The organism is Bradyrhizobium sp. USDA 326, from assembly GCF_049739485.1.
In the GTDB taxonomy this organism is placed as follows: domain Bacteria; phylum Pseudomonadota; class Alphaproteobacteria; order Rhizobiales; family Xanthobacteraceae; genus Bradyrhizobium.
Window position 1 is genome coordinate 7,633,963 of sequence record NZ_JBMGQA010000001.1, and the last position, 14,080, is coordinate 7,648,042.

Sequence of the window (14,080 nt, forward strand, 5' to 3'; positions counted from 1 at the left end):
ATCCCCTTCCCCGAAATCCCGTGGCCGCGTCCGGCTCGTTCGCGGCGATGAAGTCCGTGCCGTACCGGCTTCAGTTCACCGCCTACGTGCTCGCGATGATGGCCGACAATATCGAGCATGTGATCAGCTATTGGGTGGTATTCCAGAAATTCCAGTCGCCGACGCTGGGTGGTTTTGCCGTGCTGTCGCACTGGCTGCCGTTCCTCTTGTTCTCGGTCGCGGTCGGCGGGCTTGCCGATCGGTTCGATCCGCGCCGCATCATCCAGTGCGGCATGCTGCTGTTCATCATCGCCTCCGCCGGATGGGGTTTCTTCTTCGTCACCGATACGATCCAGATGTGGCACGCGATGCTGCTGCTGGTGATCCATGGCTGCGCCGGCGTGCTCTGGCAGACGCCGAACCAGCTGCTGCTCTACGACCTCGTTGCCCCTGCGGACCTTCCGAGCGCGGTGCGGCTCAACGCCATGGCGCGCTATCTCGGCATCTTGATCGGGCCTGCGGTGGGCGGGATCATCATGCTGACGCTCGGCACCTCGCACGGCATCATCTTCAACACGCTGTTCTACCTGCCGATGCTGCTCTGGCTGTTCTGGGCGCCGGTGCGGGACGGAAGCGTGGCGGCGCGGCGCTTCGCCGTGCGGGGCCTTGCCGACATCATGCTGACCATCCGTGCGATCGGCACCCAGCCGGTGCTGTCGGCGATGACGTGGCTCGCCGGCCTCACCTCCTTCATGATCGGCAATGCCTATCACGCCCAGATGCCGGGCTTTGCCGGCGATCTCGGCCATGGCGATCCGGGCGTCTCCTACAGCGTACTGCTCGCGGCCGATGCGGCCGGCGCGGTGCTCGCCGCGATCGCGCTGGAATCCTGGGGACGGCTCAAGGGCACGCCGCGCACCGCGATCATGCTGGCGATGCTCTGGAGCGTGGCGCTGCTCGGCTTCGCAATGGTGCCGATCTATCCGGTCGCGATCGCGCTGTTGTTCTTCGCAGGCTTCTTCGAGCTCTCCTTCAACACCATGGCGCAGGCGCTGGTGCAGTTGAACGCGCCGCACGACATCCGCGGCAGGGTCGTCGGCCTCTACAATATGGCGGGGCTCGGAATGCGGGCCTTCAGCGGCATCACGGTCGGGGTGGCAGGCGCAGCGATCGGCATCCACTGGTCGCTCGGGCTCTCGGCCGCCGTGCTGCTGGCGCTGCTGTGCCTGCTGTATCAGCGCGCGGCGAAGGCGGCGTGAGGGCGCAGCGTTACGACACAGCCGATTGACTCCGGCGTCCCCTCACCGCACGCTCAAGACTTTTGGGAGATAAGTCATTGCGCAATCGCTGGGGCATTCTTGCGATCCTGTTCGTCGTGCGCCTCACCATCGCGTTCCAGTTCCAGAGTGTTGCGGCGGTCGCGCCGCTGCTGCAACAGACTTTCGGCGTCGGCATTGCCGATATCGGCATCCTGATCGGGCTGTATTTCACGCCGGGCGTCGTGCTGGCGCTGCCGGGCGGCGCGATCGGCCGCACGCTCGGCGACAAGCCGACCACCATCGCCGCGCTGCTGCTGATGACGGCAGGCAGCCTCGTGATGGCTACCACCGACGTCTGGGGCTGGCAGATGGCGGGCCGGCTCGCCTCCGGCGCCGGCGGCGTGCTGCTGACGGTGCAGCTCACCAAGATAGCCGCGGACTGGTTCGCGGGCAAGGAGATCGCCACCGCGATGGCGATCTTCGTCAATTCCTGGCCGGCCGGCGTTGCGATTTCGCTCCTGGTCCTTCCAGCAATCGGCACCGCCCATGGCGCAGGCGCCGTATTCCTGTCCGTGGGCGCACTGACCGCGATCGGCATTCTGCTGGTCGCGTTCTACCAGCCGCCACCCGGAGCAGCCGTCAGCGCGGCCGGATCGAGCCGGCTCGATCCGCTCGCTCTGCTGGCGGTGGTCGTCGCCGGCGTGATCTGGGGCCTCTATAATGTCGGCTTCGCCATGATCTTCTCGTTCGGCCCGACGCTCTTGGCCGAGCGCGGCTGGAGCATCGCCGCGGCAGGCTCGGCGATCAGCGTCGTGATGTGGTTGTCGGTAATTTCTGTTCCGGCAGGCGGCTTTCTCGCCGATCGCTTCAAGCGACCCTTTATGCTGGCGATCGCGGCCAGCCTGCTTGTGGCCGTGCTGCTGGCGTGGCTGCCGCGATCGGACTGGGTGATCACGATTCTGGCCCTGATCGGCCTCATCGGGGGCCATCCCGCCGGCCCAATCATGAGCCTCACCGCCCGCGTGCTTGTCCCGGAGACCAGGGCAATCGGAATGGGCGTGTTCTACACGCTATTCTATGCCGCGATGATGCTCGGTCCCGCCCTGGCCGGGCGGCTCGCCAAATCGGCCGGGACTGCGGCGGTCGCGCTCGACCTCGGCGCGCTGACGGTGCTGGCGTGCCCGCCCCTGATGTGGCTTTTCGAGCGCATCGTGTCTGTCCGCACCCGGCGCGCCCAATCCTAACGCGGCATTAACCCTATGCACCTTAGGGTCGTCCCGGACTCCGCCCGGGCGGGGGGGGTCGGGTGTTGAAAATGGCGTTGGCGAACAAAAAATTTCTTCCGGCCGCCGAAGAGCGCAGGCGCTTCCAGCGGGTGAAGGTACACCTGCTCGGCCGTTACATGCTGCCGGACCGCCGGGAATTCCCCTGCCAGGTGATCAACATGTCACCGGGCGGCCTCGCCCTGCTCGCGCCCGGCATCGGCAATGTCGGCGATCGCGTCGTCGCCTATCTCGACCATATCGGCCGCGTCGAGGGCAAGATCACCCGCATCATCGACAACGGCTTCGCCATGACGATCGGTGCGACGCCGAGGAAGCGCGACAAGCTCGCGGCCCAGCTGACCTGGCTCGCGAACCGCGACATCCTCAATCTGCCGGAGGACCGCCGTCACGACCGTATCGTGCCGCGCAACCCCATCGCGGTGCTGACGCTCGAGGACGGCACCAAGATGACCTGCCGCATCATCGACCTCTCGCTGTCGGGCGCCGCGATCGCCGCGGAGAACCGCCCGCCGCTGAAATCGACGGTGCTGCTCGGCCGGGTCCAGGGCCGCGTGGTCCGAAACCTCGAAGACGGCTTCGCGCTGGAGTTCCTGCACGAGCAGCCGATCGAGACACTCGAAGAGAGCGTTACTGCGCGGTAAACCGCGAGGACGCGAGAACCCCGTTATTTCCAGGCTTGAAGGCGACGTCCGCGATGCGGACGCCGCCTTTTTCATGGCCCGCGGCGAGCCGCCTTGCGGTTAACGCGTCGGTTGCGGATGTGCGCAAACCACGCTTCTGCCAGCGTTTCCGCCTTAACCGGTAAAATTTGAATCAATTGCAGTCATGTCGAATTTTACTCGAATTCGATTCAAGTATAGATCGAATTCGCCGCGCCTTTTACTTGCATTCGTCTCGACTTGACTTGACTGACTTAGCGGCAGCTCAAAAGCTCCGTGCGCAATGTGGTCCCAACAAGAAACGGGGACCGCAATGTTTGACTTCAGGGGACAGGGGAAGAGGCTGGCGCTGGCCGCCATGCTCTTCGGGATCAGCGCGACGGCGCAGGCCGGCGAAAGCCGCCTGCTCTACGCGAGCCTCGGCGACACCACGCGTGCGCCGATCGGCTGGGTCGAGTTCTGCGCGGACAACGCCGCCCAGTGCCAGGGCGCACCGATGCAGCCGCGCGACATCGTGATGTCGCAGGCCGCATGGCGCGACCTCGTCAAGGTCAATCGCTGGGTCAACGAGACCGTCAAGCCTTTGACCGACCAGGAGCACTGGGGCGTGATCGAGAAGTGGTCGCTGCCATCAGACGGCTACGGCGACTGTGAAGACTACGTGCTGTTGAAGCGCAAGATGCTGATCGACGCCGGATGGCCACGCCAGGCCCTGCTGATCACCGTCGTGCGCGACAAGAAGGGCGAAGGCCACGCGGTGCTGACGGTGAAGACCGACAAGGGCGAGTTCGTTCTCGACAATCAGAACGAGAACGTCGTTGCCTGGACGGAGACCGGCTACCGCTTCGTGAAGCGCCAGTCGCAGAGCGATCCCAATGTCTGGGTCTCGCTGGGCGATACCAAGCCGGCGGTCTCCACCGCCAGCGCGAAAGATCAGTAGGAACGAGACAACGAGTTACGCGGCCCGGTCACATCCCCACCCCTCCCCGTCCCAGACCGGTTCGCGCGCGGCCAGCCATCCCCCAATGGCTGGCCGCAACTTTTCTTAGAGCGGGGCAGCTCACTCTGCGGCTTCAAGATTGGCCGGCTTCTCGACCTCGCCCAACGGCGACACCGCGGGACCATTGAGCGCAGTGCCATCAGGGGCGAACTGCGATCCGTGGCACGGACAGTCCCAGCACTGCTCCAGCGCGTTCCAATGCACGACGCAGCCGAGATGGGTGCAACTCGCCGAGTGCAGATGCAGGCGTCCGTCGCGATCCCGGCAAGCCGCGACCTTTTTCAAGCCGCTGCGAACGAGACGCCCCTCCCCGGGCCGCAGCTGCTCGACGCTCGCAATCTCCCTCGCCATCAGATACTCCGCAAAATTCTTCAGCGGCGTGATGTTCTCGCTGATGAACTCGCCGATGTTCTTCTGAATCTTCCGTGACGGGGCGTAGATCTCTTCCCACGGGCTCGCGCCCGTCGTGATCAGATCCGTCACCAACAGGCCAGCGACAAGCCCGTTCGTGATCCCTTGCCCGGAATCACCGCTGACGATGAAGACATGCTCCTCGCCGGGGCTGCGGCCAATGAAGCCGGCGAAATCGACCGGCTCCAGCACCTGGCCGGACCATCGATGCGTGACCTCGCGCAAATCCGGCAAGCGCTCGCGCGCCCAGCGCTCGAGCGCGTCGAGACGCTGCGCGCCATCGTTCGCTTCACCCGATTTATGATCTTCTCCGCCAATGATGACGATATCCTCATCGGCAGAGAACGGCTGGAGCCGAACATAGTGATAAGGATCAAGCGTATCCCAATAGAGCGCATCCTCCAGCCCGCCGGCCGCCATCTTCGCGGCGAGCGCATAGGTGCGGTAAGGCGCTTGCTTGGTGTGGATCGCCACCTCCACATTGACGGGCGAGTTCGTCGCGACCACGACGTCGGTGGCGTGGAGCTCGTGGCCTGAGGCGGTCGTCACGACCATGCCGCCATGTTGTTCACGGATGCCCTCAACACAGGTGTCGGCGTAGAGCCGCGCCCCGCGACGCTCGAGCGCGCCCGCCAGACCCGCAAGGTATTTGGTTGGATGCAAGCGTGCCTGACGCGGAAACCGCAGTGAACGCATCTGACCTTTGGCATGGAACGGGGTCGGCTTGGTGCAGTCTTCGACGGGAATTCCGAGCTTGCGGCAGCAATCCAGTTCCTTTTCCAACTCGGTTGCGGGCGTTTCTTTTGCCAGCACCCAGTAGCCGTCGACACGCCGAAAATCGCAATCGATGTGCTCGGCGGCCTGGATGGCCTCGGCGCGATCGATCGCGGCAGCGACGCTTTGATAATAGCGCCGCGCACAGTCGGGCCCGCGCACCCTGACCAGTTCGTCGTAACCGTCGTCGAATGCCGTGGCCAGATGCGCCGTGGTGCGCGCCGTCATCCCGCTGCCGATAGCGCCACGGTCCAGCACCACGACAGAGCGTCCATGACTGGCAAGCTCATAGGCAACCGACAACCCGGCAATTCCCGCGCCGACAACGACGACATCTGTGCCCAACGTACTGGATAGCGCCGGCGCGTCCGCGACCGAAACATCCATCCAGAGCGATTGGGTGTGCTCATCCCGTACGTTCATGACAATGCTCCTCACCAAGGAACGAACGACGCGACAAGATCAGGGTTCCTCTCGTGCAGCCGTCGAGCAGAAATACCATTGAGGCGCCGCGTTGATTAGGAACCTTCGTCGCGCTCGCGCTTGAAAACGGCATGAAAGATCCATCACCCGGAATGCGCAGGGCGCTGCGTCAGGCCCAGTTGTACGGCCACCTGCTCGTTCGAAACGACAGGCTGTATTACCCAGGGGGCAACCACCCGATCTGCTCGGTACAGCTTGCACGGGAGATGATCAGGTCAGGATGGATGACAAAACGAGACGGCGATTACGAGATCACACCGGACGGGCAGCTCGCCGCAGAACGCGAATTCAGTCCCTGAGCGGCAGCAGCTCTGGCGGCGGCGCTTGCGATCCGTAGGGATCAGACGCCCAGCACGTCCGCGAGCCGCAGCTCGTCAGCGGAGGGATCTTTCAGAAACAGCTCGGCCTCGATCTCAGTCAGATGCGACAGCATCTGCGCGCGTGCAGCGGCCTTGTCACGCTTGCCGATCGCGGCAACGATCCCGGCGTGATGGTCGGTGCCGCAGGCCGGCGTATCATGGCGACGATAGAGCAGGATGATGAGCGAGGAGCGCGCGATCAGCTCCTTCAGGAAGCCGAGATAGATGCTGTGGCCGCTCATCTCGGCGACCAGACGATGAAACTCGCCGGAGAGCCGCACCGAGGCGCGCGCATCGCCGCGCAGCTCCGCCTCGCGCTCCTCGGTGAGATGGCGCTGCAGGCGATCGAGCCAGGCCGGCGACGCCGCATCGATCGCATGGTCGACGATGGTGGGCTCGATCAGGCGCCGTGCCTCGAACACCTCGCGAGCATCGGCGGGCGTCGGGCGCGCGACGAAGGCGCCGCGATTTTTCTCGATGTTGACGATGCCCTCATGCGCGAGCTGCTGCAGCGCGGTGCGCACCAGCGTGCGGCTCGCGCCGTAGATCTCGCCGATCTCGTCCTCGCCGAGCTTCGTGCCCGGCAGCAGGCGATGTTCAAGGATCGCGGCGGTCACACCGTCCCGGATACGGCTGACGCGATCGCTCGCATCTGGCATATCGGATTTTGGGCGGGTCTTGGCAGCCATGGGCGTGAGGGCTCGATCGGCGACGTTCCCTCGAATGTTAGTCGACGAGCTGTATCCAATCACAGGCGAAACTTTATACAATCTTCGCTCATTTTGTGTGCAGGCGTCCGCGCATGCGCCGGTCGGCCAAGCTGCGCCAGCATTGACCTAACGATCTGACTCCGCTGCACAGTTTTCGAAATTCGACTGGCCGCGGGCTGTTGGCACGGAGCTTGCGGAGAGAGGCCGGACGCATCGCCCTCCTCGGACACGCCATGGCCATTCCCGCCGCACTCGAACTGGTCGCCGTCACCAAGCGCTACGACGCCACGCTGGCGGTCGACAACATCAACCTGAAGATCCCGGCCGGCACCTATTGCTGCCTGCTCGGCCCCTCCGGCTGCGGCAAGACCTCGACCCTGCGCATGATCGCGGGGCACGAGGCGGTCAGCGAGGGCGACATCATCCTGGGCGCGCAGAACGTCACCGACCTCGAGCCCGCCAAGCGCGGCACGGCGATGATGTTCCAATCCTACGCGCTGTTTCCGCACCTCTCCGTGCTCGACAATGTCGCGTTTGCGCTGAAGATGCGCGGCGTCGACAAGCCGACGCGGCACAAGCGTGCCGGCGAGTTGCTCGAGCTGGTCGCGATGAGCCAATATGCAGGCCGCCTCCCCGCGCAGCTCTCCGGCGGCCAGCAACAGCGCGTCGCGCTCGCCCGGGCGCTGATCACCGAGCCGCAGATCCTCCTGCTCGACGAGCCGCTCTCCGCGCTCGATCCGTTCCTGCGGGTGAAGATGCGCGGCGAGCTGAAGCGGCTGCAGCGCGAGCTCGGCATCAGCTTCATCCAGGTCACCCATGGCCAGGAAGAGGCGATGGCACTCGCCGACCACATCGTGGTGATGAACCACGGCCGGATCGAGCAGCAGGGTACGGCGCGCGACATCTTCCACCATCCCCGCACCGAATTCGTGGCCCGCTTCATCGGCGGCCACAATGTCCTCAGCGATGCCGGCAACCTCATCGCCGTCCGCGCCGATCAGCTCGGCATCGTACCGTTCGCTGACGGTGCGTTCGGCGCGCCGGCGCTGCTGACCCAGACCGAGTACCAGGGCTCCTACATCGCCGTCTCGCTCACGCTCGACGACGGCACCGCCCTGTTCTCCCACATTCCCGAGGCTAACTTCGACGTCCACCCGTTCCGTCCGGGCGACCGCGTGCTGGCCACCTGGGATCCCGCGAAGGCGCGACGCCTGCAATAGCGCCGATCGATCACTGGAATGCGCAACAGAGGAGTGACTGACATGAGCGAGACCACCAGGACGACCGGCGTCAGCCGCCGCACGCTGCTCAAGGGCACCGCAGGTCTCGCCGGCCTTGCCGCCGGCTCGGGCGCGATCACCGGCTTTCCCTACGTGAAGTCGGCCGACGCGAAGGTGCTGCGCTATCTCGGCACCGCCGTGAACGAGGGCGACGACATCTCCAGGCAGTGCCTGAAGGACACCGGCATCAAGATCGAATACATCACCGCGACCACCGACGACGTCACCAAGCGCGTCATGACCCAGCCGAATTCCTTCGACGTGCTGGACACCGAATATTTCTCGCTGAAGAAGATCGTGCCGTCGGGCAACATTCTTCCGCTCGATGCCAAGAAGATCAAACAGTTCGACAACATCACGCCTGTCTTCACCAAGGGCGAGACGCCCGGCGGCAAGAAGATCGGCGGCCAGGGCACGGCGCCCTGGAAGGTGCTCTACCTCGAAGGCAAGGACTCCAAGAAGTTCGCGACGTCGGCGACTGAATTCGTCACGCTGATCCCGACCGTCTACAACGCCGACACGCTCGGCATCCGCCCCGACCTGATCAAGCGGCCGATCAATTCCTGGTCCGAGCTGCTCAACCCCGAGTTCAAGGGCAAGGCCTCGATCCTCAACATCCCCTCGATCGGCATCATGGACGCCGCGATGGTCGTGGAGGCCTCCGGCAAGTACAAATATGCCGACAAGGGCAACATGACCAAGGAAGAGATCGATCTCACCATGAAGGTCATGACCGAAGCCAAGAAGGCCGGTCAGTTCCGCGCCTTCTGGAAGGATTTCAACGAGAGCGTCAACCTGATGGCCTCGGGCGAGACCGTGATCCAGTCGATGTGGTCGCCGGCGGTGACGAAGGTGCGCTCGATGGGCGTCCCCTGCACTTTCCAGCCGCTCAAGGAAGGCTACCGCTCCTGGGCCTCGGGCTTCTGCGTCTCCAAGGGAGTCTCGGGTGCAAAGCTCGAATGGGCATATGAGTTCGTCAACTGGTTCCTGTCCGGCTATGCCGGCGCCTATCTCAATCGCCAAGGCTATTACTCCGCCGTCCTCTCCACCGCGAAGGCGCACATGGAGCCCTACGAGTGGGCCTATTGGATGGAAGGCAAGCCGGCCGAGAAGGACATCAAGGCGCCCGACGGCTCGCTGCTCGAGAAGGCCGGCGCGGTGCGCGATGGCGGCTCCTATGAGGACCGCATGGGCGCGGTCGCGTGCTGGAACGCGGTGATGGACGAGAACGACTACATGGTCCGCAAGTGGAATGAGTTCATCGCGGCGTAACGGACATGTCGGAAGAAGTTCTGCAACAGGCAACCCCGGGCTTGATCCCGGGGTCGGGCGCAGCGCGCGCCGCAAAGCCGACGCGGCTGTCGCCGTCCTTCATCTCCTGGCTCCAGGCCGGGCCGATGATGCTGGTGTTTCTCGCCTTCTTCCTCATTCCCGCTCGTCTTCGTCGTCATCGTCTCGTTCTGGGACTACAACGAATACCAGCTGCTGCCGGCTTTCTCCGGCCGCGGCTACACCGACACTTTCGAGGGTTGCCTCGCGCAGCTCCCCGAGCTCTGCACCATCGGCAAGACCTATCTGAAGACGCTGAAGCTGTGCTTCCTGGTCTGGGCCATTACGCTGTTCATCGGATTCTGGGTGGCCTATTTCCTCGCGTTCCACGTCAAGTCCAAGACCTGGCAGATGGGACTGTCGCTGCTCTGCACGATCCCGTTCTGGACCTCCAACGTGATCCGCATGATCGCCTGGATTCCGCTGCTCGGCCGCAACGGGCTGGTGAACTCAGGCCTCACTAAAGCGGGGCTGATCAATCACCCGATCGAGTGGCTGCTGTTCTCCGAATTCTCCGTCGTGCTCGCGTTGGTGCATCTCTTCACCTTCTTCATGGTGGTGCCGATCTTCAATTCCATGGTACGCATCGACAAGTCCCTGATCGAGGCGGCCTATGATGCCGGCGCCAGCGGCTTCCAGACCCTCGTCAACGTCATCATCCCGCTCGCAAAACCCGGTATCGTGATCGGCTCGATCTTCGTCATTACCATCGTGATTGGCGACTTCATCACCATCGGCGTGATGGGCGGCCAGCAGATCGCCGCCGCCGGCGAGATCATCGAGACGCGCGTGAACGCGCTGCAGTTCCCGGCCGCCGCCGCCAATGCCGTGATCCTGCTCGCGATCACCTTCCTGATCATCACCATGATGTCGCGCATTGTCGACATCAAGAAGGAGCTCTGAGCATGAGGGAAGGACGTCCGCGCTCTTTCTACGTGCTCGCAATCTTCTTCGCGGCCTACGTATTGTTTCTCTACGGCCCCATGATTGCGATCTACGTGCTGTCGTTCCAGGGGCCGCAGGGCGGCCTCACCTTCCCGATGAACGGCGTCTCGACCTTCTGGATCGCGAAACTGTTCCAGGGCACCGGCATCGTCGATCTCGGTGCGGCCTTCCGCCGTTCGCTGCTCCTTGGCCTCGTCGTGATGGTCCTCACCGTCGTGCTGTCGGTCGCCGCAGGCATGGCGTTCCGCCGGAAATTCAAGGCGCAAAGTATCCTGTTCTACTCGGCGATCGCGAGCCTGATCGTGCCCTCGATCATCACTTCGCTTGGTATCTCGCTGGAATTCCGCATCATCGACGACCTGATCAAAGCGCGTTGGAACGAGAATTTCGAAACCTCGATGGGCCTGCTCACTTCTGGCCTCGGTGCGCACCTGACCTGGACGCTGCCGTTCGGCCTCCTGATCATGTTCGCGATCTTCAACCGTTTCGACCCGCGCCTCGAGGAAGCCGCGCGCGATCTCGGCGCGACGCCGTGGCAGACATTCCGTTATGTCGTGCTGCCGATCATCCTGCCCTCGGTGATCGGCATCGGCCTGTTCGGCTTCACGCTGTCATGGGACGAGCTCGCCCGCTCCAGCCAGGCGATCGGGGCAGTGAATACATTGCCGCTCGATCTGCAGGGCCTCACCACCACCGTAACGAACCCCGACATCTATGCGCTCGGCACCGTGATCTCAGCCGTCTCGTTCACGATGATCGCCCTTGCGCTCGGCACCATCCACATGCTCAACAAGCGGCAGGCGGCCAAGGGTTCGGACGCCGGCAAGGGACTCGTCTGACAAGGGACTTGTCTGATCCGATGCGGCTGCATGTCGTCAATCCCAACACCACTGCGTCGATGACGGCGAAGATCGCCGCTGCCGCGCGCAACGTCGCCTTGCCCGGTACGGCGATCGACGCGCGTCAGCCGACGATGGGCCCGGTTTCCATCGAGGGATTCTACGACGAGGCATTCGCGGTCCCCGGAATGCTCGGCTGCATCCGCGAGGCCGACCGCGACGGCGCGGACGCGCACATCATCGCCTGCTTCGACGACACCGGCTTGGATGCCGCGCGCGCCGCCGCAAAGGCGCCGGTGATCGGCATCGGCGAAGCCGGTTTCCACATGGCGAGCCTGATCGCCGCGCGCTTTGCCGTGGTGACGACGCTCGGCGTCTCCGTCGTTCCGATCGAGCACAATTTGCGGAGATACGGCCTCGCCGAGCGCTGCGCCCGCGTCCGGGCGGCCGACGTGCCGGTGCTCGCACTGGAAGAGCGCGACACGGATGCGCTCGGTAAGATTTCGGCGGAGATCACGGCCGCGATCCGCGACGACCGCGCCGAAGCCATCGTGCTCGGCTGCGCCGGCATGGCCGACCTCGCCACCGAGCTCGCCGCCACGCACGGCCTGCCCGTGATCGACGGCGTCACTGCTGCGGTAACGCTGGCGGAATCACTGGTGCGGCTGGGACTGAAGACGTCCCGCCTCGGCCCCTATGCCGCGCCGCGATCAAAGCCCTACGATGGACTGCTGTCGCAGTTTCGGCCGTAGGAACAGCACTATACCTACGGACAGCACGAGCACAGGGTATCCAGCCGACAACACCGCAGGCTTAACGCGATCGTCGCCCTCGCCTACGATTCTGATGCGGAATCACTGACGAGCGCAGCCCTGATCGGGCGGATCAGGAACGCGTCCTCGGGTGGCCGTCTGCGACCTGGATTGTGCAAACCTCGCGAAACGCTTGCGGAAAAGGTGTTATTGAACCTCTTTCTGCACCCGCCCATCCCACTGAGCCCCAATCAGCCTCTTTTTCGACCTATTCCTTGCCGAAACCTAAGGCTTTCGGGACGCCCCGGTGGCCCTCTGGGTTGCCGGTCTTCGCCACTCACCAAGTTTCGATTTGGGCCTTGTCAGCGATGATCGATCTCGCCCGGGACGCACCGTCCACCTCCCTCCTGCGCCTTGGCGGCCAGCCCATCGCGCTGACCGCTGCAGCCCTGTTGCTCCTGATCGCGGGCGTGACTTCAATCGCGATCTGGCGTGCCTATACCGGCGCCGCCCCTGAGAGCGACCGCGTGGTGGCATCGCGGCAGCTCCAGGTCCGCGCGGCCCAGGCATCCGAGCAGTTGGTCGAGAAGACCAAGGGTCTGGAGGCGACCCAACAGGAGTCAATCGACCAGCTCCAGGTGGTGCAGGACCAGCTCCAGACCATGAAGCGGTTGCTCGCCGCGCAACAGGCCGACACCAAGCGCCTGTCCGAGCAGGTGGCGGCCCTGAACGAATCCGTCGACGGCTTGCGGCAATCCTTTGCCAGTGCACGTGCGACCGAGGTCGAAGCGCCGTCGGTCACCCGCAGGAAACCGGCGCGGCACCGCGTTCACGCCAGCGCGCGCAAGCGATCGCGCGGCTGAGCCGATCAGCGGCGGGAACTTTATTTTCGCCGTTTGTGAACTGGATCACATTCGCCCATATGATTCCGCGCGATGTTGGCGCTTACCGGATGGCGTGAGCCGATTTCAATATCCGGGGCTGGCAAGGTCGTTGACGGTATACTGCGTCAACGGCCTTGTTTTTTAACAGCTATTCCGCGCCTCACTCGCAGACATCGACCCTTCGGTATCGCCATCCGGACGGCGTCTTGACGCGCTTCCGCGCGACATAGCAGCCACCATAACCATCGTTGTAGCCGGTACCATAATAGTAGGGATCACCGTAGTAGGGATAACCGTAGCCGTAATAGCCGCCGTAGTAGCCGGCACCGACGAAGCCCGTCCCAATGGCGACACCTGGCCAGAAGCCGCGGCCATACCAAGGGCGGTACCCCCAGGCTCCGCGATGGAAGCCTCCACCATGAAAGCCTCCACCATGGAAGCCTCCACCATGTGCGAATCCGCCACGCGCCTCGGCCGCCTGCGGCACCAATAGTCCGAACGCCGCCACAGTCAGCGCCGTCACGATCATCTTGCGAAACATCACTCGATCCTCCGCGTGGACACGCTCCACGCTTCAAAGCAGGACCAAGCTAACGTCAGCTGGGAGTTCGTGACAGCGACCCTGTCTCACTTCCGCGCGAGCATCAGCAGCCGCGGCAGATGCTCTTCATCTTCCTGTCGAGCTCCCGGTTCTCAGCGTTGACCGTTGCATCAGCCGCCTCACCTCCGCCGGTGCCGGTCGTGACTCCGGAGCCGGGGCCGGATGATTGAGCCGTACCTAGGCTGTTGGTACCGGGCGGCGGAACTGGCGAATTGGCAAAGCCTCCGGTCGATCCGACCGAGCCTCGAGTCGATCCCACCGAGCCTCCGCTCGATCCGGCCGTGCCGCCGGTGGTTTGCGCGAACGACAGGGCGGGCATCGCCGCGACTGCGAGGATCATGATCGTTGACTTGATTGAACCGCTTGCAGACGATCTGGCCATCGGAAGTCCTCCTTTGCCGGTCAACCGACGCGGGAAAGACCGGTTCCGGAGCGGAACGTCGTCACATCAACTTGAAAGCGAGAGAGGCAAAATCGCGATGACCGATCGCGATCCCTTTGCAGAGGGCAAACGCCCGCGCGGCAGCTGA

16 protein-coding genes and 1 pseudogene are annotated in these 14,080 nt (G+C 64.0%); 12 read left to right on the top strand and 5 right to left on the bottom strand.

Going from position 1 to position 14,080, the window contains the following annotated elements; genetic code table 11:
• Positions 1-20 precede the first annotated feature (20 nt).
• The 4 genes from ABIG06_RS36315 to ABIG06_RS36330 all read left to right on the top strand — a co-directional run bounded on the left by ABIG06_RS36315 (position 21) and on the right by ABIG06_RS36330 (position 4,123).
• Positions 21-1,238, top strand: a complete 1,218-nt coding sequence (locus ABIG06_RS36315) for an MFS transporter (RefSeq protein WP_424578556.1) — start codon at positions 21-23, stop codon at positions 1,236-1,238.
• A gap of 77 nt (positions 1,239-1,315) precedes the next feature.
• Positions 1,316-2,482, top strand: a complete 1,167-nt coding sequence (locus ABIG06_RS36320; RefSeq protein ID WP_424578557.1) for a CynX/NimT family MFS transporter — start codon at positions 1,316-1,318, stop codon at positions 2,480-2,482.
• Positions 2,483-2,553: 71 nt separating this feature from the next.
• Positions 2,554-3,165, top strand: coding sequence for a PilZ domain-containing protein (locus ABIG06_RS36325; protein ID WP_024340745.1), 612 nt, complete (start codon positions 2,554-2,556; stop codon positions 3,163-3,165).
• 331 nt (positions 3,166-3,496) lie between these two features.
• On the top strand, positions 3,497-4,123 hold the full coding sequence (locus tag ABIG06_RS36330) for a transglutaminase-like cysteine peptidase (protein WP_194393234.1): 627 nt from the start codon (positions 3,497-3,499) through the stop codon (positions 4,121-4,123).
• 120 nt (positions 4,124-4,243) lie between these two features.
• Here the strand turns inward: ABIG06_RS36330 and ABIG06_RS36335 are convergent, their stop codons facing one another.
• Positions 4,244-5,791 carry an FAD-dependent oxidoreductase gene (locus tag ABIG06_RS36335; RefSeq protein WP_370140446.1) on the bottom strand — a complete coding sequence of 516 codons (1,548 nt, stop codon included), beginning with the start codon at positions 5,789-5,791 and terminating at the stop codon, positions 4,244-4,246.
• A 131-nt stretch (positions 5,792-5,922) separates the two neighbouring features.
• Here ABIG06_RS36335 and ABIG06_RS36340 point away from each other — a divergent pair, with 131 nt between their 5' ends.
• Complete coding sequence (locus ABIG06_RS36340) at positions 5,923-6,150, top strand: hypothetical protein (RefSeq protein WP_124162229.1); 228 nt, start codon at positions 5,923-5,925, stop codon at positions 6,148-6,150.
• A 41-nt stretch (positions 6,151-6,191) separates the two neighbouring features.
• Here ABIG06_RS36340 and ABIG06_RS36345 read toward each other — a convergent pair whose 3' ends face one another.
• Positions 6,192-6,899 carry a GntR family transcriptional regulator gene (locus ABIG06_RS36345; protein ID WP_370140447.1) on the bottom strand — a complete coding sequence of 236 codons (708 nt, stop codon included), beginning with the start codon at positions 6,897-6,899 and terminating at the stop codon, positions 6,192-6,194.
• Between the two features lie 254 nt (positions 6,900-7,153).
• Between ABIG06_RS36345 and ABIG06_RS36350 the strand changes: the two genes are divergently transcribed.
• Together ABIG06_RS36350 and ABIG06_RS36355 are read left to right on the top strand one after the other, a co-directional pair.
• Positions 7,154-8,140: an ABC transporter ATP-binding protein gene (locus ABIG06_RS36350; RefSeq protein ID WP_124162231.1), complete on the top strand. Its 987-nt coding sequence runs from the start codon at positions 7,154-7,156 to the stop codon at positions 8,138-8,140.
• Between the two features lie 42 nt (positions 8,141-8,182).
• A complete protein-coding gene (locus ABIG06_RS36355) occupies positions 8,183-9,472 on the top strand; it encodes an ABC transporter substrate-binding protein (RefSeq protein ID WP_370140448.1) in 1,290 nt (429 codons plus the stop codon).
• On the opposite strand, the gene ABIG06_RS36360 is transcribed toward ABIG06_RS36355, so the two are convergent.
• Positions 9,459-9,629 carry a hypothetical protein gene (locus ABIG06_RS36360; RefSeq protein WP_424578597.1) on the bottom strand — a complete coding sequence of 57 codons (171 nt, stop codon included), beginning with the start codon at positions 9,627-9,629 and terminating at the stop codon, positions 9,459-9,461. The genes ABIG06_RS36355 and ABIG06_RS36360 overlap by 14 nt on opposite strands.
• On the opposite strand from ABIG06_RS36360, the pseudogene ABIG06_RS36365 reads away from it, so the two are divergent.
• The 4 genes and pseudogenes from ABIG06_RS36365 (at position 9,598) to ABIG06_RS36380 (ending at position 12,928) form a co-directional block, all read left to right on the top strand.
• A pseudogene (locus ABIG06_RS36365) lies at positions 9,598-10,432 on the top strand (ABC transporter permease). The gene ABIG06_RS36360 and the pseudogene ABIG06_RS36365 sit on opposite strands and share 32 nt — an antisense overlap.
• A 2-nt stretch (positions 10,433-10,434) precedes the next feature.
• On the top strand, positions 10,435-11,313 hold the full coding sequence (locus tag ABIG06_RS36370) for an ABC transporter permease (protein ID WP_370140450.1): 879 nt from the start codon (positions 10,435-10,437) through the stop codon (positions 11,311-11,313).
• Between the two features lie 20 nt (positions 11,314-11,333).
• Positions 11,334-12,065 (top strand): aspartate/glutamate racemase family protein, encoded by a 732-nt coding sequence (locus ABIG06_RS36375; RefSeq protein WP_370140983.1) that lies wholly within the window; start codon positions 11,334-11,336, stop codon positions 12,063-12,065.
• Positions 12,066-12,433: 368 nt separating this feature from the next.
• Positions 12,434-12,928 (top strand): hypothetical protein, encoded by a 495-nt coding sequence (locus tag ABIG06_RS36380; RefSeq protein ID WP_370140984.1) that lies wholly within the window; start codon positions 12,434-12,436, stop codon positions 12,926-12,928.
• A gap of 181 nt (positions 12,929-13,109) precedes the next feature.
• Here ABIG06_RS36380 and ABIG06_RS36385 read toward each other — a convergent pair whose 3' ends face one another.
• Positions 13,110-13,490 carry a hypothetical protein gene (locus ABIG06_RS36385; protein ID WP_370140451.1) on the bottom strand — a complete coding sequence of 127 codons (381 nt, stop codon included), beginning with the start codon at positions 13,488-13,490 and terminating at the stop codon, positions 13,110-13,112.
• 103 nt (positions 13,491-13,593) lie between these two features.
• The gene (locus ABIG06_RS36390) at positions 13,594-13,869 is read right to left on the bottom strand and encodes a hypothetical protein (protein ID WP_370140985.1); all 276 of its coding nucleotides are present in this window, start codon (positions 13,867-13,869) and stop codon (positions 13,594-13,596) included.
• Between ABIG06_RS36390 and ABIG06_RS36395 the strand changes: the two genes are divergently transcribed.
• Positions 13,763-14,080 carry a hypothetical protein gene (locus tag ABIG06_RS36395; protein ID WP_370141005.1) on the top strand — a complete coding sequence of 106 codons (318 nt, stop codon included), beginning with the start codon at positions 13,763-13,765 and terminating at the stop codon, positions 14,078-14,080. The two genes, ABIG06_RS36390 and ABIG06_RS36395, sit on opposite strands and share 107 nt — an antisense overlap.